We start from the raw sequence: 18047 nt of genomic DNA, 5'->3' as shown, positions 1-18047 counted from the left end.
CAAAGGAGCCATCGCGGTCGCGCGGTGTATCAAGATCAAATTCGCCCTCTTCGGTTTTGACACGTTTGCTGCTCGTGCCATTCCGACTGTTGTTTGATGGCGACTTTTGATGTTTTTCGTAGCCTAGGTGCTCATCCATTTCAGCATTCAACGCTGCTTCGACGGTGATTTTTTTCAACATCTGGCTAAATTCGTTCAAGTCCTCAGGTGTTTTGATACCTTTGGCTGCTTCCTTTGCGAAAGCTTCGAGTTCTTTCTTGTTCATGCGCATCTGCCTATCCTTAACTCTCATTAGAGTATGGTGTGATAGCCAGTTACACAAAATTAGTTACAGTCTCTGCCACCGATTTTGAGTGTCTGTCCCCGCAGCAATCACGTCTCGAGAGTCGTGATCAATTTATCCAACAGTTCCCATTTATCTGATCGTTGATGTTTACCCAAAATCGAGAGGTATTGATTGGATTTCCATACGCCATGAAATTCCAGCCCCAGCCATCATGAAACTCAGCCACGCGCCAGTCTTCACCAAATGTCTTTTTACAGAACTTGTTCACTTCAGTCACTGAATCAAAGTTTTCCGCCTCTGGAGAAACCGGTGGGGACGTAGCAATAACGCCACCAGACCACTTGTGATACTTATTCGGTTCATTTAGCCATCCTGGCTGATAGATTCCAAGGTTGCCCTCTGGTTTAGCGAAGTTAGAAGGATGGATACACAACACGGGTCTAACCTCCGTACACAAAGTATCTCCTTGTATGGGATCGCATTTGTCTGCACCGTTACCACACCCGACATCAACAACGGTCGCAACGTCACCATGACTGTTCTTTTGCCAAGTCATTCCCTTTCTTCCGGCGTCACACGCGTAAATGTTCTCAACGTTAATGGTGACGCTTCGAGAACTGCTGCACGTCAAAGAAGATGGACTCCACATATTCGCAAGGTTGTATGTTTTCGACCCTGTAACAGTAAACATTTGGGAAGACATAAGCGTGGCAGTCGGATTTGGAATTGTGTTTGAATTTAGCCCCGTTGACGGCGACCACACATAAGAATCTGCGCCTGTTGCGTTCAGTTGAACCGTCTCACCTTGGCATGCTTGTGTACTTGGCGTTGGGGTAGTAAGCACAGTGGGTTTAAAGGTGGATAAATTTATGTTGTCGCCTCTCTCTCCATTTGCGGCAATTCCTGAGCCGTAATGCTGAACGCTTAAATTAAGCCCACCCCCCGTAAAGCTTTGGCATACCTGAATACTTTTCACTTCACCGTAAGACCAACTGTTCGCCGTAAACGTAGCAATAAGTTGATAGGGTACGCGGCGAAACACCTTGTAAACCCCCGTATTTAGAGCACTACCTATTGGGGTGTTATTCACCCCATGCGTCGAGACGTTTTTTAGATAGATATTTTCACATTTACAAATGGCTCGATTATGAATGGGATTTGCACCGTTTGAGTCAGTGAACAAAAAATTAGCGGTGAAATTTTGGAGATCTGCTGCGATTGAAAATGTAGGAAACAATAAAACAAAAATGAAAGCTACCCTTATCAAACAACTCATAGTATGCGCCTATATTAATTATTTGGTCATCATTATGTTGTGAAAGCAGATGCTTATTTGATGTGTGTTAAACGTAAATTCTGTATTAGCGCTCTAACAAAACAGCAATAAAGAAAGCCACTTAGATTGAACCTAGCAAAGGCGGTGGTGGGAAAATGCGTCGTTATTGGGAATAGTCTGATTCGGTTAAGAAAATGGGGAGAACAGGTTGCGAGAGGTGAGATTGCGAGTATCGAGATAAGGGTAAGGCACAAGAAAGTGAGATTGTGAGTATCAAGATAGGAGATAAGAGAAAGAGCCAGAAGCGTGAGTGAAATGGCTCTTAGATTCTCCACACTTTTCAATGGGGCAGTTAGAGGGGTTATAGATACGGAGAGCAGGATCGGTGATGCCATCGATGTTGAGTGTCGGTCTTCGCAGCAATCAATCCCCAGCACCGTGGCAATGAACGGCGGGTAGAAGGTTCCAATAGATATAGCGAGGTTTGCCAGTATCTGCCCCTGCACTGCCTTGCCTTGATGCGATTTGGGTATGACGCTAATAAAATGCCAACTCTGGAAAATCTTTAATGAGGTTGTTTTTTAGCCAACGGCTGAATATGTCCGTTTCTTTAGATAAAGGTCGTTTTTTGGGGTGAACAATGAAGTAACTGAATGTGGTAAAGGTTGGCATTTCAAATAAGCAATCAAGCTGTGCAGATGCCAAATATTGAACTGCCATCGTGTGCCTGGTTACGGCGATCCCTTGACCGGATATTGCAGCTTCTAAAACATACACTGCGTCATTAACATCAATTTCGGATGATAATTTCGCGATATTTTGAGTTGTATCCCCTGTAAACCTCTGAATAGCGTGATTGATATCATCAATGTCTTTGGCGTGATAGCCCAGCCAAGGCAGAGAAAGTGCGTTCTCATGCTCTGTCTTTCCTTTGTCGCTTGTCATTATTGATGGCGCTGCGACTATCACGATTTTGTCGTGCAAGATTGGTGTCGCCACCATGCCCTTATAGTTGCCTAAACCGAATCGTAAGGAAAAATCTACCTCAACATTGTGTTCATCAACTTGTGTATTGCTTGAATGCACACGGACACGAATGCCAGGGTTGGAGCGGTGGAAATCAGGGAGCTTATGTATCAACCATTTCGCCATAGAAGGGATGACTGATATCGTGACTAATTGATCACTTTGCGCTTCTTCAAGTGCGCAGAGCCCTTCCGAAAAGGCAGCCATACCGTTTTTTATGAAGGGGTAAAACAGCGCGCCTTTTTCGGTGAGTTGTATGTCTCGCCCAACCTTTTCAATTAGTTTTACCTGCAAACGTTCTTCGAGGTTTTTAATTTGCTGGCTAACCGCAGATTCGCTGATGTGGAGTGTTTTGGCTGCCTGTCGGATACTCTGATGTTTCCCAACTGCTTCAAATACACGCAGTCCGTTCATTGATGGAAATATTGGCATCGTTGTTTGCCTTGACCTTCGTGAATAGTTTCCTTTTATCTCACCATAATAGTTAAGATTTTCTAAAGTGTGTTAGCGAGAAATCCTGATTGTTTTCGTTTTGTCACGCTCTAGACTCTAAATAGTGGAATGACATTGCCAAAATCACTTATGCAGGAACATCGGTTGCTGGTGCTCGCGCCTTTAAACAGAATCAAGGAAAGGTAAATGAACTATCAGATGTTGATTGAAGCAAGAGACAATATCCAACCTTATATGGACGTTACCCCTATGCTCTCGTCACCGTTACTCGATAAGCACATGAAGGGATCTGTTTTCATGAAGGCCGACTGCTTATGCCCAACAGGTGCATTTAAGCTTCGAGGGGCAATCAATGCTGTGTCGACGCTCTCTGACGCACAAAAACAGGCAGGCGTTGTTGCCTTTTCCACGGGCAACCATGCGCAGGCGGTGGCCTATGCAGGCCTAACGTTTGGCGTGAGAAGTGTCATCATCATGCCCAAGACAGCGAACGCTGTAAAAATTGAGAACACACGATTATTGGGTGCTGATGTTGTCTTGTTTGATCCTGAAACTGAAACCAGGGAGGCGATTGCCGAACACTATGAAAAAGAACAGGGACTGTCTCTGATCCGGCCCTATGACCATCCAGAAGTTATCGCGGGTCAGGGTACAAGTGGTCTTGAGATGGTCGATTATTGTCATAGCCGACATATCACACCTGACTATTGTTACGTACCAGCGTCTGGCGGTGGGTACCTCGCTGGCGTGTCGATAGCCATTGCCAAACATTTTCCTCGTTGTGAAATAGTGGGGGTGGAATCAGACGTATCTCGGCCTTGGTTTAACTCGATGAACAAAGGCCAACGGACACATTATGCGCAAACTGGCCCCTCTATCTGTGATGCGATTCTTCCTCCACACCCAATGCCGGGCGAGCTTACTTGGCCGATAGTGAAGGGAAATGTTACCCGTTTTATCGCAGCGTCCGATGATGAGGTTCGTGCATCCATGAACATGTTGGAATCCTATCTTGGACTCGCAACTGAACCGTGCGGCGCGATTACGCTGGCAGCTGCCTTGACCGACGGGGAGAGGCGCGAGGGAAAACAGATCCTTTGCGTTGTCAGCGGGCGTAACCGTGATTTTTCCGCGCAGTCATAAAGGGTGGGAATATGGTGGTTATGAACGAAGCGGACATTCGCAACATTGTCTCGCTAAATAGTGATGTGATTGTTGAAATGGGTGCAGCATTTCAGTCAGAGGGTGCTGCATTTACCTGCCAACCTCCTGTGCAGCAGATGATGTTGGCACCGTTGAATGGCTTACTGTGCGTGAAGTCATTTTACACGGCATTGAAAAAGCACTTTGTGGTGAAAATGGCGGGCAATTACCGCCCCAACGGAGGCAATGTCTCCGAGACACACGGTATGAACGCAGTGTATGACTCAGCCTCGGGTCAATTAAAGGCGGTGCTTGCAGACAATGGCTATTTGACCCAGATACGCACAGCAGCAGCGGGCGGGTATGCCATCGATTTACTTGCCCCTCAAACGCTCGACATCGCGGTGATAGTCGGAACAGGACGACAGGCGAGAATGCAACTCTCTGCGCTAATGCTCGTAAGGCAACCCAAAGAAATCAGATGTTTTGGTAGAAACACCGAAAGTCTTAAGTGTTTTGTCGACTGGGCGTTAGACACGCATGGTATCAAGGTGGCCTATTTTACGGATGAGGCGCTTGCAATGGCTAATGCCGATTTGGTGATCACAGCAACCACCAGTCGAACGCCTGTGCTGCATAAAGAGGCGGTACTTGGTACTCGTCAGTCTCGTGATCTTCTGATTGTTGCAATGGGGTCTGATAGCGCAGAAAAGCGGGAGTTGGAAGAAGCTTTGGTGTTAGAAAGCAACCGTTGGGTATGCGATGACATCAGTCAGTCTGCCGTCTTGGGTGAGCTAAAGGGAATATCCGACGATATGTTTGGGGAGGCATTTACGCCCATTGAATTAGGAGATGTGCTTCGAGGGCCAAGTCCTGGTATCACAATCTGTGATTTGACAGGCATCGCTAAATTAGACTTGGCCATCTCCGAATATTGTTTGGCGAGAATGCCGGAGTAAATCGCGGCGTACCCCGTCGATCTTTTGCGGCTTAGGCGGAATACCTCAGCTTTCTAGAGTGTCTGTCCCCGCAGCAATCTGGCTTAAAGTGCTTATGTCTATAGAAGTTGCCTTTCAGTCGCTAAAATGTCTTTGATTTCTGCCATGTTTTCTTTGAGCAAGAAATCACGATAACTCTGAACTAACTGTGCTTTGGTGATGATAATGTCATTCGAATAGTTCAGGGAAATCGGCCAAGTCACACCAACGACATTGCATTGGACATGTGTGAAATCTAACGACAGCAAGTCATGGCGGGTTGTTTTTCCAACCTTGGAATCGGCTTCTCTAGCATAAAACACGACCTTGAGATCTCGATAAACGAGAGCTGAGAAACTGGTTAGTTTCGACGATGAATCTTCAACGTCACTTAGGGAAAAATCCTGCCAGACTCCATCACTATCAAGATAGATAAAATCTCCTAATTGTCCCATTGAATAACGAACCAGCTTCTCTTTGCCGTTCATAACTTCACAGCGAAACTGACTCAATTGATTGTTGTCGGTGGTATAGACAAGTGCATTTCCAGTCAAACTTATTTCAACGGTCGGTAGCCTTACGTCGCCTAAATTTTCCCGAGCTATCGACGGGGCTTTTTGATTAGTTATTTCAACATTGGTGATATCTACATGCATGGCGGATGGATGAAATGTGCATCCAGAAATACCCATTATGATGGAAAGGCCAAAAGGCAATTTAGGCATAGTTTTTCCTACCTTTTATCACTAGAAACACTAATCGTCCCGACGGCTATGCAGAAAGTGTATACAGATTAGGGTCAAAAAAAACAGTCCCAATATGCGAATTGCTTTCGTGGCTGGCAGTGTGAGGAACCAACGCCAAGCACATCTATCCAGACATGCTTAGCGCCATTCAGTATTCGTTCTAACTAGCTTTGTCCTAATTCGCCCCCACCAAGTTCTCATCAAAAAACGCCACCAATTCGTTCGCTAACGCAGTTTGCTTGGGTGCGCGTTCTATCGGTTTTGGGTCTTTGCAGTTCTCCATAAAGAGGGAGAGCGGCCAAGGGCATGAAGGCAGGTACACATAGTGGCCGGCATCTTCCAGTTCCTTGTGTGCTTTAATGTAGCTGTGCGATTGCGCGAGGGATTGCATGTCCGTTGGGCTCACGTATTCATCAAACTGACCGTTGGCAAGAAACACGGCAGGGGTGTTTTCTTGGTCTGCCATGTCAACGAGCTGCGTGTAAGCTGGGGCAAACAACGCAATGGCCGATGCGGGAATCGCGGGTGTTTGGCTTCGTGCTGCCGCGTTGGGTTCTTGAGACAAAATCGCTTGAATGCGTTGCCTAAAGCGCGGGTTACACAACAAGATGTTTTCGCCGCGTGGCTGGGTTTCACAAAACGCAGGTTGCTTGTCTAGCACTGGCGGGAATGCGGTGCTGGTGAGCGCGGCATAACCACCGAGGGAGTAACCCAAGATGCCAACAGGTAGCGTGCGCAGGGTGTTTTGTTCATCGCTCGCGTAAAGCTGTTCGAGCAATAGCTGCAAGTGGCGCTGCCTTGCGACCATGGGGTCGTTTTCTACCAGGCCGCTGCGCAAACCTTTGAGATCGTCATGGGTGACGGCGGCGACCACATAACCAGCGCGCGCCAATTGGGCGGCATAAACACGCAATGTGCCTGCGGTGGCAGAAAACCCGTGAGACATTAAGATCACGCCTTTTGGCGGCTCTGCGTTCTCAGGGGGAAGTTGCCACACTTGGGCGGTAAGTTCGGTTTGGCCTGTTGCATCTTCCACGGTGAATTTAGAGACCTCTAGGCCTTTCTCTAGCGCGGGATCGACGGGCGGGCGTTGCAGCAGAAAAACTGCCAACACGATAACGCCGAGCACGACGATAGTGGAAATCAGAAAAATACTCATTTTCTTCAATCGACCTCTCATTCAGTTTCCTTTCCTTTAGATATGCCGAAGAGTGTGGCACCAAAAGAGGCACCAATACCTGCCGCAACGGCTAAGCAGGTGACGGTTCGTGGGCTATCTAATTCGTTGTACAAATCATTGAGATTAACGAACAGATCACCGCCGAAGCAGTGACCATATCGGGCGATGTTTTTGGTGTAAACCTTATCAATAGAAATGCCTAATTTTGCAGCCAATTTCTTCCATGTTTGTGCGTTGACGTTGTGTGGCAGCACCACGTCAATGTCTTCTCGGGTGAGGTTGGCCTCTTTCAAACAGCGGTCGACCACTTTCTCGACGTTGATTTGGTAGAACGCGTTGTACTTCTCTTGAATGCCGTCATTAGATTCAAGGTAAATCCCGCCGGAGAATTGGCCGTCGAACAAGGTCGCGACGGACAATACGGAGATATCGCTCGGGGTGCGGCTGAGTTTCACCATGTTGATGGTGTCTGAACTCAAAGCAACGGGATTAACGCGCATGTCCACGTTGTCTGCAATGTCACCCGTGACCAACAAGATGTTGTTGAGGGCGCGGTTGCGTTCGAAGTATTTCATCAGCTGCATGGGCGTGGCGCACTTGGCGGCAGACGAGGAGAAGGGCAGCCAATTGCTGTCTTTTGGGTCGTCGTTATTGAGTGTGGCGCGGCTGCTTCGCAGCATCACACGCTCGCCGAACACGCCGCATAACGCGCCGGTATGGTTGTGTACGACGGCATCGTAAGTGTCAGCGAGAGATTTGGGCGTGCCGCTGTCCTTCGCATCATCCGATTCCACGTAGGTTTGCAATGCCTGCTGGTAATACTCGGTGCAGGGCGTGTGGTCGTAGTAGGGCAATTCTTTGAACCCATACCATTGGCTAAACACTTTGGCGGAGGATGCGCTCAGGAACAGCGCATCGTGGTCGTCCAACACGTTCAGCACCCGCGGCGCGTCAGCCGTGATGTTGCGACTAATATAGAACATAGTCTTCCTTCCTTACTGACAGGGTTGAGCGTTTGCCAAGGGTGGGCGACACGCTGATTTCCCCGTCTGGTAAAAAGCGCTCGTCTTGGACCAGCAGTTGATAGCATTCGGCGAAGGCTTGCTCATCCAGAAAATCTGTCGCGGCGATGTTGTCGAGCGCGTCTAAATGGGGTTTGAACTTCGGCATCACGCCGGGTTTTGAATCGGTCAAATAGCCCCACAAATCGAACACATCGGCTTCGTATCGGCACAGGCTCGCCAAATCAAACAGCATGATTTTTCTGACGTACCACAAGCCCATTTGTGCATTGGGCGTGGTGCCGCTGAACCATTCTGCACGCATGTTTTTGTTGCGGATGTTGTGCCACGCACGCGGTCCATTGATGAATTTTTTCGGGTCGACGTCGATGGGGTTAATGCCCAGATCTTGATGTGCCATCAAACGCGAACTGCCGCGTGGCTCAAGGATTTTCCAGCGCCCTTCGTCGAAGTATTCCACCACCACGTGGTCGGCCAGCGCGCGTTTGGTGTCGTAATACATGTGGGTGAAGCCAAAGCGAAGACGAGCAGGCACACCTTGGGCGCGAAACTGGCTGCACACCAGTAATGCAAGGTCGCGGCAACGTCCACCCACTGGTGTGATGGAGGCTGCTGGATCTGTGTTCAGCGTGTGGTAACGGGCGATGATATCTCTGACAGAGCGCAGTTCGAGATCGTCCGCGCGCTCTGGTGCCATTTTGTGAAACTCAGAATTGGTGTAGTGCGCGACCAAGTCATTCGCGAGATCAATCGCGCTTTGTGGGTCAGACAAAATGTTGTCGCCATAGGCAGGGCTGAAGCTGGCCCAATCATCAAACGCGGTGTAGGGCGTTGGGGTGGTGTACACGTCATTGATGTTGGTCATGATGGTGTGAGCATCTCGGCTATTTGGGACTTGCGTGGTTGTTGAGCTCATCGTGTTTCTCCATGAATCAGACTGTCGAGAACCGCCAAGCATTCCTGCTTTACCGCGTGCTCGTGTTGAGATTGGGTGAATCCGCCCGTGGGCGTGGTGTTCGCGTCTTTGGTGACGGACAACGGAAGATGAATGAAATCGTAGTGTTCACCTTTCGGCAGCAAGTGAAGTTGGGTGCGTGATGCATCAAAAAAGGTTAAGTAATGCAGGGGGTCGCCAAAGGTGGGGTGTGTGTCCTGTTCTGAATGAATCAGGTCCATACGGGATACGGGTGCTTGTGTCAGCAATTTCGCCTGCCCTGGGGTGGCGGATAACCCCGGCGCCATGAGTAACACACGGTGTTGCCACTTCGGACAATGGCCTTTTCTGATGGCACGCAATAAAGGGTAAATGCCAGCAGAGAACGAGACATAACGTACTTCACTTAAGGTCTCGGCAGAGAGAGCGAGCCCGGTAAGTTCGGTGAAGGTTTGTAATATCGCTGGGTATGTGGCGTAAGCGTCTTCAAGGGCGAGAGCGATTTTGTCCGGATCATCACTCGGCTTGAGTTCCGGATTGATGTAACAGCCCACGGATATGACCCAATAGCCTTTTTTGGCGAGCGCTTCAGCAAGGTGAAACTGATCGAACGGCCCGCCGTTAAAGCCGGGAAGTAGTAGGCAAAACTTGGTTACCTGAACATCGGACTTTGCCTGAATACTGCGTGCTCTTATCGCTTCCCCTTTATGTGTAAGGTAATAGCGCATGGGCTTGGTGGGTTTGAATGGATCAGAACCTTCTTCGACAGCATGTTTAGGTGCCCATATTGCGACATTGGTGGGTTTCCCTTCTATGGGAACCAAGCGGTTAAACACGACGATGCGTTGTCGTTTGCTCAGTGACTGCTTTTCTAAAAGTCGCAGAGCTTCTTCGTATACCGACGCCTCTTTGATATTGGTGAGTGACACCTCTTGTGTGGGCGGCTGTGTTTTGATTAGGGACATTAAATGTGGGTAATCGTTAAACATGGCAGGCCACCTTTTCCATCAAGGCTTTCTTGTCGAGTTTGCCGTTTCGGTTCATCGGCAGTTCCGAAACGTTGACGAAGTGCGGCTGCACATAGTTATCGTATTGGTCGCGGAAGATGCGGGCTAACGCGGCTTCGCTGATCTCGGCGTTTACGGTGACCACTAAAAGGCGATCGAACGTGCCTTCGTTGCTGTGAGAAAAGGGCGTGACCACCACATCTTCTGCATTGGTTTGTTCTTCCACAAAGGTTCGACAGGCGGCAGTGTTAAAGCGATATCCGCCGATTTTAATGTCGTCATCTTGGCGTGCGATAAACACATGGTTACCGTCTTCCTCGATGCGGATGATGTCGCCCGTGCGGAACATGTAGCCGTGTTCAGGGTGATAAGAAAAACGCAGCGCGGTTTGTTCAGGGTTATTCCAATAGGCTTTCAATACTTGTGGTCCGGCAATGTAGGCTTCGCCTGTACCTGTGGCATGAAACTTGCCGTCGGCTTCGGTTTGGATTAACAAACGGTGCCCGCCGAACGGTCTGCCAAGGGGCATGTGCTGGGCGTATTCTTTGGTGGGGTCGTACAAACACGCCATCATGGCGACGGTGCATTCGGTTGGGCCGTAATAGCTATACACGGTGCAGTTGGGGGCTGCTTGCGTGAGCGTGTGCAGCAGCGAAGGTTGCACGGGTTCGCCGCCAACAAACGCCAATCGCAGCGCAGGGTATTGGTTCGGGTTCAATTGACGGGTTTTGTTCAAATACGCCACGGTAGAAGGCACCGATGCCCACACGCTCACTGCATGGCGGGTGAGATAACCTGAGAAGTTGAATTTGTCGTTTTCACGCAGCACGGCAATGGCCGCTTGATTGAACAGCGCAATGAAGATCTCGTGAATGCTGAAATCAAAGCTGAGCGGGGAAATGTGGCTCAGCACATCGTCAGCATGAACACCGAACTCGTCCCGTGTGGCCTCTAGGTAATTAAGCAGGTTGTGGGTTTCCACACTCACGCCTTTTGGGTTACCTGTGCTGCCTGAGGTGAAAATCAAATACAGATCAGGGTTGTCTTGGCTGGGTGCTGCTAACCATTCGCGGCTGTTATTCAATGGTGGCAGTGGCTGATGGAACGCCCCATCGCTCAAAGGTTTGCCTCGTTCAGCGACCAATGTTGGGCAAGAGGCTTGTTGTGCAACAGCGAGTAAACGCGACGTGCCCTTATCCGTCAGTGTGTCAGTAAAGAAGAAGGCGACTGGCAGTTCGTTGATCAAACGGGTTAGCGATCGGTTGTCGATTTCCGCTGTCACGGGAACAAGGGTATAGCCATACACCACGCTGAACACGTACATGACCACACTGGTGTAAGAACGCTCGGCGGACATGATAATGTGCGTGCCCGTTGGTCCGCCTCTCGCCGCCGTGTTTAGCTGCTCGTGCAGGTGTGCGGCATCGTCTAAGACGTCGCGATAACGGAAGGTTTTATCTTGGTCGAGAACGGCAATACGGTCTGCCGCTTCCACCATGACGTTATATAGCGTGTCTCTCATTGCGTAATCCTTCTAACTGAATGACATCAAGCACACAGGCGCCGAACATCCCGCCAGCGCCGGCAGCCACGGCGAGAAAACGCAATGGATTTTCTGCGGTGGGAGGTGTGTCTTCATGGGCAAATGCTTCAAGTGCATCGCTGAGGTTGATCACCATGTCATTGCAAAAGCAGTGACCTTCGGTCTGTATGTTTCGCGAAAACAAACGCGATTCAGACACGTCGAGCGATTGGCAAAGAAAGCGCCATGATTTGATGTTGATATTGTGTGGGAGTAAGTGGTCTATCTGTGACAGGGTGACGCCCGCTTTGTCTAACGCGCGGTGGATCACCTGATGCATGTTCTGCCGATAATTTTCTTCGTAAGTTTTGGTTTCGACGTTGTCGCCCCAAATGCCCCGTGCAAAGCGACGGTCGTAATGCAAATGCACGCTACTCACCCGAATTTTTGGATCGTCTGTGTGGCTCAATCGCAAACTTGTGTTGCTGTCACCTTGTACAGACAAGCCACGGGTGATACGCATGTCTTTACTGAATGCGAGTTCGGTATTGTGAATGCAATACTGACGCGGTGCAGGGGCGGAACGCGCAATCATGTCGAGTTGCTTAAACAGCGACACACAGCGATTGGCGTTGCTTAGCCCAAGCGGCATAAGGTTGTGAATGCGCGCCAATGTACGGTCAACAGAGTGACCGAACTGTGCCCGCATCGCGCCGGTGTTGGCGCTGCGGAGCTCCACATCATTGCCGAACTCTTCGTAGGTTTGAGCATCTGAAAGAGACACCAGCGGCATCATCAACGCATCGTGCGGTACGCCCTCTGGCAGCAAATTGACGGTTTCAATGCCCATCATCTTTTTCAGAATGTGGGCGTTGAACGAGGTGCAATGCACGGCGTCAAAGTCATCCACCAACACGAGCTTTTTCTTCGGCCTGACCACGCGAATGGCGTCTATCGACAGGGCTACGCTGTTGTTATCTTCGATCCTCATGAGGTTTCCGCCTCTGGGTTCACGTTTGCATATAGCGTTTTGTGGTCAATCTTCATGTTTTTGTTCATCGGCAATGGGCCGATATTGATCTTCAGCGGCAGGGCATAGCTGGGGAGTGTGGCGGCCAAACGGCGGCGAATATCAACTTCCTGCAGGTTTTCCCCTGAGATGAACAACACGATGCCGATGGTGGTGCCGTTACAGGAATTCTTTTCCACCACGGCGAGGTTGGAGCACGGAATGGTTTGGCAAATCAGGTGCAGGATTTCGTTCTTTTGGATGCGATGTCCGCGAATTTGCAACTGATCGTCGCCGCGTCCGAGGTAGTGATTCGGCTTGTTGGGCGAGAGCTCTACGTTGTCGCCAGTACGATAAAGCAATTGGCCGCTTTGCGGTTCTTCCACTAGCTTTTCACGGCAGACGCTGCCTTCGCGAAAATACCCATCAAAGACTTGTGGTCCACCCACGAGCAATTCCCCGCGGCCTTCTTGACTGATGTGGCCTTCATTGAGCACGTAGAACAGGGTGTTGTCCCAGGCTTCGCCAATGGTAAGCACGCCGTTTCGAATGTCGTCTTGCTGTGGGAAGGTGATGTCTTTCCCTGAAACGGAAACGGTACATTCAGTCGGGCCATACAAGTTAAAAATGCGGCTGTTTGGGGCGAGGGCGCGCCATGCTTGTTGAATCACTAACGTCAGCGCTTCACCGCAAATCATGGTTTTGCGAATGCGATTGAAGGTGTTGCTGTTGAACTTGCGTAAGTGGTCTAAATGGTTGATGAAAGAGGGCACACAAGACCAGAAGGTAACGCCGTGGCGTTCAACGAATTTGCTGACGGTGGCAGGGCTGAGCAAGTCAGATTTATCCGCAATGCACAGGCAGCCATGATTGTGGATCGGTAAATACAATTCATGGATGTTGAAGTCGAAACAGACATCGTGGATCACGGAGAAATGTTCGTCCTGTTCGACGCCGAAAAAGCGCGTGGCGGCAGACAAGTAGGCATCGAGATTGTGGCTTTTTATCGGGACAGACTTTGGCACGCCCGTCGAGCCTGACGTTGACAGTATGTAGACGCACTCATCGAGGGAAAGGTGATTTTCTCCTGCGTTTTCAGGGCGCGAATGGGTACGGTAAGACAAGTTTTCGTCGGCAATCACCGTGAGGCTAGCGCGGGCGGAAATTGGGCCCAACTCGCTCTCGGTTTGGCTATCTGTCAGCAAAACGAAGTTCTGCCACTTACTCGCTTTAGCAATGGCGCGATCGAACGGCTCATTGAGCGACAAGGGTTCGTAAGGGATGCCTTCTAACCCGAGTAACAAATTGAATAAGTTGGCAAACAGTGGCGAGCGCGAACATGTCAAAATCGGCACGTTCTTTTGGATGCCACTGTGCGCGGCAAGCATGTCACGGAGTTGGCTGGCGAGCACCAATAAGCCTCGATAGCTGTAAGTCGTATTGCGATACCGCACCGCGGTTTTATCGCCGTATTTGTTGATGTTCGCCACAATGGTTTGTTGCAGTGATGTGCCTTGTGGCGTTGAGTCGTGCGCGATTACACGCTCATTCGAGGGAGTGTTAGTCATAAGACGGGTCCTTATTTGTATCGGTCCGTTTCAGCGTCACGCTTGAAAAAAAGCCACCCACACCCGCGGTTACACACAGGAAGTAATCGGGTATCGGGTGAGGTGGCGAATGGGGGGCGTCGTGTTGCTCTGCACAGTCTTGTTCTGCTGAGTCTTGCTCTGCGTAGCGTTGTTCGAGCAATTGTAGGTTGATGAAGGCATCGCTGCCGTAGCAGTGTCCGTGGTCAGCCACGCCGTCGGTGAAGAAGGAAAGTTGCGGGTTGTTGAGTTTCTTCTCGATGGCTTTCCAGGTGTACACATTGACGTTGTGGGGCACGATGGCGATGCGACTTTCTGCATCCAACGCTAGCCCTGCTAATGATTGTTCGATCAGCGCAACAATCCGATCTTTATAGGTTTTCTCGTAGACCGAATGCTTTTCTTCGTCTTCCCACGCGCCGCCAAAATGGGCGGGGTAAACCTGCGATTCGTAACTGATTAATTGGTAGTCGCCCGCTGCGCCGTCATCCAAGCAAATCGCGCTGCGTGCATCGCCTGTGACGGTTGAGCCGGGAATGTCTTTGAGGATTGGCGTGAAGCCGGTGTCGCAGGTGACAATCACGTGGCGTTTCCTCGCCGATGCCTTGTTATCCGCACTTTGTTGACGACGGCGATACAGGTCGATGACTTTGAACGTGGACGCGCAATTGCAGGCGGTTGAGCCAAACAGCGCGCCATTTCCGCGACTTGAACGGTTTAGCGAGCGCAAGCATGACTGCCCAAAGGGATACACTTCCTGCCCTGTGTGGGTGTAGGTGAGTGCGTCGGATTCCAGCAGCTCGGTTCGCTGACAAAAGGCGTCTTGCATCAAATATTGCTGCGGCGACAGTTTAGATACTGGCGTTTGTGCAATGCGGAATATCTTCTTGATGATGCCGACATAGCCAGCGTCATAGCCGAGATGGGAGAGGGTCGTTTCTACAGGCTCTCTGTTGGTTGCTGTGTCCGACCAGTAATTCAATTGGGTCATAGTGCCTATCCACTTGCGAACGTATGACTCACATTGTTGTTGGTTATTTGTTCTTCACCCAGCTGTCAATTCTGACAGTTAGCCCGATTCCTTTGATATGCGATGGTGTGTACCTAGGCAATCTGAATTCAAACCTTCTCAGGTTGCTTGTGTAGATACGACGCTGGGAATCGACGCATTCTCATCATATCCAAGGAGGAAATATGTTTAGGTCTATGTTCAAAACTCGAATGAAAAAACGCTATCTTCTTGCGCTCTTGCTGGTGGTGCCTTTTGTGAATGCAAAATCCAGTTTCGACAAAAAGGAACTGCGTGACATGTTGAACGGCCATGAGCTGTCAGGAAGCCCATGGGTGTTTGAGGAAAGTGATGACATCACCCACTTCAAATTTCTGCGTGAAGAACGCAACCAAGAGTATCTTGAATACTTTGTCTATATGAGCTTACGCGCTGAAAAGGCGTGCCATAACGTGCTGAGCCTTATCACGATCAACACCAGTAACGATAAGTTGGAATCGGTAGACATGGTGCATCACGCTCCTGCAAAGCGCTGCCTGAGTTACGTTGAGTTTAAGAACCCTTAAAGGAAAGCCCCCATAATAGGACGTTCAAGATGTTAAATACTTCGATGCCTCATACGCCGTTTTATGTGTATGACCAAGCCGGGATCCAGCAGCAATGCGACCGCTTGAAAGCCGTGACTTTGCCGGATGTCGCCACCGTGTTGTATTCCCTGAAAGCGAACCCGAATCCGTCACTTGTTGACACCATTGTGAACCAAGGGTTGGGCTGTGATGTGAGCAGCGCCTTTGAGCTAGATGTGGCACTTTCAAGCGGCGTTGCGCCGAACAACATTGGCTGTGTTGGCCCGTATAAATCCACGCGACTTTTAACGGAATGTGCGCGAAACAACATTGCTTTTGTTGCGGTAGAAAGCGCCGATGAATTGGTGGAACTGGGCGCGCTGAAACAGCGCTATGATTCGGACACGGCGATTTTACTGCGCTTAAACCCGAACGTGGAAATCTCTGGCGGCTCAATGAAAATGGGCGGTGCGGCATCGCAATTTGGCATCACGGAGGAGGATTTACCGTCTCTGTTGGCGCTGGCAGCATCTCATAACATTGCCATTTCTGGCGTACACATATATGCCACCACACGGGTGCTCGACCCTGACAGTTTTATTGCTAACTTCTCAGCACTGTGTGATTACTTGATTGAGTTACAAACGCGTTTTGCCTTGCCGCTGCATGCGCTTAACTTGGGCGGTGGCTTTGGTATTCCTTATTACAAAGGGGAAAAGGCGCTATCTGTCGAGCCGATGCGAGAGGCGTTATTGTCCTTACAGCAAAACTTGATAGAGAAAACAGGGGCGACACGCTTATTCTTCGAAAGTGGTCGTTTTATTGTGGGTGAACACGGTAAGGCCGTGATTCAGGTGAAATCCATCAAGCAGTCAGGCGGTAAAACTTTTGTTGTATGTGATGGAGGTTACAACCTATTTCACGGTGCAACGGCGTTTGCGAACTTGATGCGAAAACCTTATTTCATCGACAAGGCGACAAGCACGAACTTGGATGACATTGCATGTGCAGCACTGCCAGATCGCGCGAGCATGACGGTTGGCGCAAGTCGCTTAGAGACAGAAGTAGAAACAAAAGCAGAGACACAGCGGTACACCCTCGTTGGCCCACTGTGCACACCGTCTGACATTATCGCGGATAAGTTTGATTCTGAGCCTCTCGCTGTTGGCGATTACTTAGTGGTGCATCAAGTGGGCGCGTACGCGATCACTAGCTCCCCCGGGTTGTTCATTGGGCACGGGTTCCCCGCTGAATATTTGGTCACGCCAGCCGGGGTGAAACAAGTGGGTAAGCAAGATTCCATCGACGAGATGAAACGAAGATATACAGACATTGAGCAGGAACTGGCATCGGAATCATTGCGACGTGTGAGTTAGTTTTTTCGACTCTTCGATGTAATAAACGCGGCGCCATGAGGCCCGCGTTTTTGTTTGGAAGTGAGCTTGTTGGATAAAACGGGCAAGAGCCAGTATTTACAAATTGGGTTTGAGCAGCCCTTTTTTTATTGCAAGTGCAACCGCGTGTTGACGGTTAGAAGCGGCGAGTTTTTTGGTGCAGTTGTTAAGATGGAATAAGACGGTACGCTCAGAGACATTAATGATCTTCGAGATTTCCCACGCGGTTTTCCCTTCGCTTGCCCAAAATAAGCAATCGGTTTCTCTTTTCGTCAGAGACACTTCTTCACTGCCTTGGTTTTTGATCTTCATGGTGAGGTAGCATTCAAGAAGATGGGTAGCGAGTGTATGGGCAAAAGGGATGGCGGCGTTGAGCTTTTCACATTGGTTTTCTACATCCCCAATCGCCATGCTGAGTAACACAAAATCGCCGGATGCAGATTTGATCGGTACGGTGAACCCATTACACAGGCCATATTGGCTGGCGAGTGCCATCAGCTCTTGTTGCTGAGGCGCTTGAAATTCTTCACGTTGAACAAGGGAATCCCAACGTATCGGTGCTTGCTGCGTCATGATGTAACTCACCACAGGATCGACACGTTGTTTATTCTGTTGAAAGTATTTTTCTAACCATGGTGCGGGGTAATTAGTAAACGTATGAATGACAGGGGCATAAAGTGATTCTTGCTCGATGACACCAAATAAATAATAGGGAATTTCAACGAGCTTGCAGAATTGTTCACATAATGACTCAAGTTGTTCTTTGTTTTGCACACCATCTAATTCTTCAATAATGGCATATAGCTGATCGGTATCCATAAAAACGACGTTTTCATCCTTGACGTGAAGAGCTAAGTTAAACGAATTAGACATCTTCATATGCTGAAGACAACTCAGCTAATAGTAATGGG

The 18047-nt window shown here is 49.5% G+C and carries 17 protein-coding genes; 4 read left to right on the top strand and 13 right to left on the bottom strand.

The annotated features are described in order from the left end of the window. From BM082_RS22095 to BM082_RS22085, 3 genes are all read right to left on the bottom strand, one after another. A partial coding sequence (locus tag BM082_RS22095; protein ID WP_244276072.1) for a transposase occupies positions 1 to 265 on the bottom strand: 265 nt, incomplete at its 3' end. 127 nt (positions 266 to 392) lie between these two features. Beyond that, positions 393 to 1328 (bottom strand): hypothetical protein, encoded by a 936-nt coding sequence (locus BM082_RS22090; RefSeq protein ID WP_139218811.1) that lies wholly within the window; start codon positions 1326 to 1328, stop codon positions 393 to 395. A 771-nt stretch (positions 1329 to 2099) separates the two neighbouring features. Continuing rightward, positions 2100 to 3020, bottom strand: coding sequence for a LysR substrate-binding domain-containing protein (locus tag BM082_RS22085; protein WP_017009231.1), 921 nt, complete (start codon positions 3018 to 3020; stop codon positions 2100 to 2102). 207 nt (positions 3021 to 3227) lie between these two features. Here BM082_RS22085 and BM082_RS22080 point away from each other — a divergent pair, with 207 nt between their 5' ends. Both BM082_RS22080 and BM082_RS22075 read left to right on the top strand, forming a co-directional pair. Then, entirely contained in the window at positions 3228 to 4184 is a 957-nt protein-coding gene (locus tag BM082_RS22080) for a threonine ammonia-lyase (protein WP_074928652.1), read from the top strand. An 11-nt stretch (positions 4185 to 4195) separates the two neighbouring features. Continuing rightward, positions 4196 to 5143, top strand: a complete 948-nt coding sequence (locus BM082_RS22075; RefSeq protein ID WP_017012097.1) for a hypothetical protein — start codon at positions 4196 to 4198, stop codon at positions 5141 to 5143. Positions 5144 to 5241: 98 nt separating this feature from the next. Here BM082_RS22075 and BM082_RS22070 read toward each other — a convergent pair whose 3' ends face one another. The 9 genes from BM082_RS22070 to BM082_RS22030 all read right to left on the bottom strand — a co-directional run bounded on the left by BM082_RS22070 (position 5242) and on the right by BM082_RS22030 (position 15158). Next, a complete protein-coding gene (locus BM082_RS22070; RefSeq protein ID WP_074928649.1) occupies positions 5242 to 5886 on the bottom strand; it encodes a hypothetical protein in 645 nt (214 codons plus the stop codon). A 196-nt stretch (positions 5887 to 6082) separates the two neighbouring features. Then, complete coding sequence (locus BM082_RS22065) at positions 6083 to 7087, bottom strand: alpha/beta hydrolase family protein (RefSeq protein WP_074928646.1); 1005 nt, start codon at positions 7085 to 7087, stop codon at positions 6083 to 6085. Further along, the gene (locus tag BM082_RS22060; RefSeq protein ID WP_074928644.1) at positions 7084 to 8070 is read right to left on the bottom strand and encodes a 3-oxoacyl-[acyl-carrier-protein] synthase III C-terminal domain-containing protein; all 987 of its coding nucleotides are present in this window, start codon (positions 8068 to 8070) and stop codon (positions 7084 to 7086) included. Before BM082_RS22060 ends, BM082_RS22065 begins: the two co-directional genes overlap by 4 nt. Continuing rightward, positions 8057 to 9025, bottom strand: coding sequence for a transglutaminase family protein (locus tag BM082_RS22055; protein WP_074928642.1), 969 nt, complete (start codon positions 9023 to 9025; stop codon positions 8057 to 8059). Before BM082_RS22055 ends, BM082_RS22060 begins: the two co-directional genes overlap by 14 nt. Then, a complete protein-coding gene (locus BM082_RS22050) occupies positions 9022 to 10032 on the bottom strand; it encodes an alpha/beta hydrolase (protein ID WP_017017540.1) in 1011 nt (336 codons plus the stop codon). The genes BM082_RS22055 and BM082_RS22050 overlap by 4 nt, the downstream gene beginning before the upstream one ends. Beyond that, positions 10025 to 11572, bottom strand: a complete 1548-nt coding sequence (locus tag BM082_RS22045; RefSeq protein ID WP_074928639.1) for an AMP-binding protein — start codon at positions 11570 to 11572, stop codon at positions 10025 to 10027. The genes BM082_RS22050 and BM082_RS22045 overlap by 8 nt, the downstream gene beginning before the upstream one ends. Further along, positions 11553 to 12563 carry a 3-oxoacyl-[acyl-carrier-protein] synthase III C-terminal domain-containing protein gene (locus BM082_RS22040; protein ID WP_074928637.1) on the bottom strand — a complete coding sequence of 337 codons (1011 nt, stop codon included), beginning with the start codon at positions 12561 to 12563 and terminating at the stop codon, positions 11553 to 11555. Before BM082_RS22040 ends, BM082_RS22045 begins: the two co-directional genes overlap by 20 nt. After that, complete coding sequence (locus BM082_RS22035) at positions 12560 to 14149, bottom strand: AMP-binding protein (protein WP_074928635.1); 1590 nt, start codon at positions 14147 to 14149, stop codon at positions 12560 to 12562. The genes BM082_RS22040 and BM082_RS22035 overlap by 4 nt, the downstream gene beginning before the upstream one ends. Further along, positions 14142 to 15158 (bottom strand): beta-ketoacyl-[acyl-carrier-protein] synthase family protein, encoded by a 1017-nt coding sequence (locus BM082_RS22030; RefSeq protein ID WP_074928632.1) that lies wholly within the window; start codon positions 15156 to 15158, stop codon positions 14142 to 14144. The genes BM082_RS22035 and BM082_RS22030 overlap by 8 nt, the downstream gene beginning before the upstream one ends. A gap of 215 nt (positions 15159 to 15373) precedes the next feature. Here BM082_RS22030 and BM082_RS22025 point away from each other — a divergent pair, with 215 nt between their 5' ends. Next, entirely contained in the window at positions 15374 to 15742 is a 369-nt protein-coding gene (locus tag BM082_RS22025) for a hypothetical protein (RefSeq protein ID WP_017017545.1), read from the top strand. 29 nt (positions 15743 to 15771) lie between these two features. Then, positions 15772 to 17118: a type III PLP-dependent enzyme domain-containing protein gene (locus tag BM082_RS22020; RefSeq protein WP_017013438.1), complete on the top strand. Its 1347-nt coding sequence runs from the start codon at positions 15772 to 15774 to the stop codon at positions 17116 to 17118. Between the two features lie 96 nt (positions 17119 to 17214). Here the strand turns inward: BM082_RS22020 and BM082_RS22015 are convergent, their stop codons facing one another. Beyond that, positions 17215 to 17955 carry a helix-turn-helix transcriptional regulator gene (locus tag BM082_RS22015; RefSeq protein ID WP_017013437.1) on the bottom strand — a complete coding sequence of 247 codons (741 nt, stop codon included), beginning with the start codon at positions 17953 to 17955 and terminating at the stop codon, positions 17215 to 17217. Between the last annotated feature and the right edge of the window lie 92 nt (positions 17956 to 18047).

Origin of the sequence: Enterovibrio norvegicus DSM 15893, assembly GCF_900115495.1 — a bacterium.
Classification (GTDB): domain Bacteria; phylum Pseudomonadota; class Gammaproteobacteria; order Enterobacterales; family Vibrionaceae; genus Enterovibrio; species Enterovibrio norvegicus.
The sequence above is the reverse complement of the archived record's forward strand: the minus strand, read 5'-3'. Positions and strand labels throughout refer to the sequence as shown.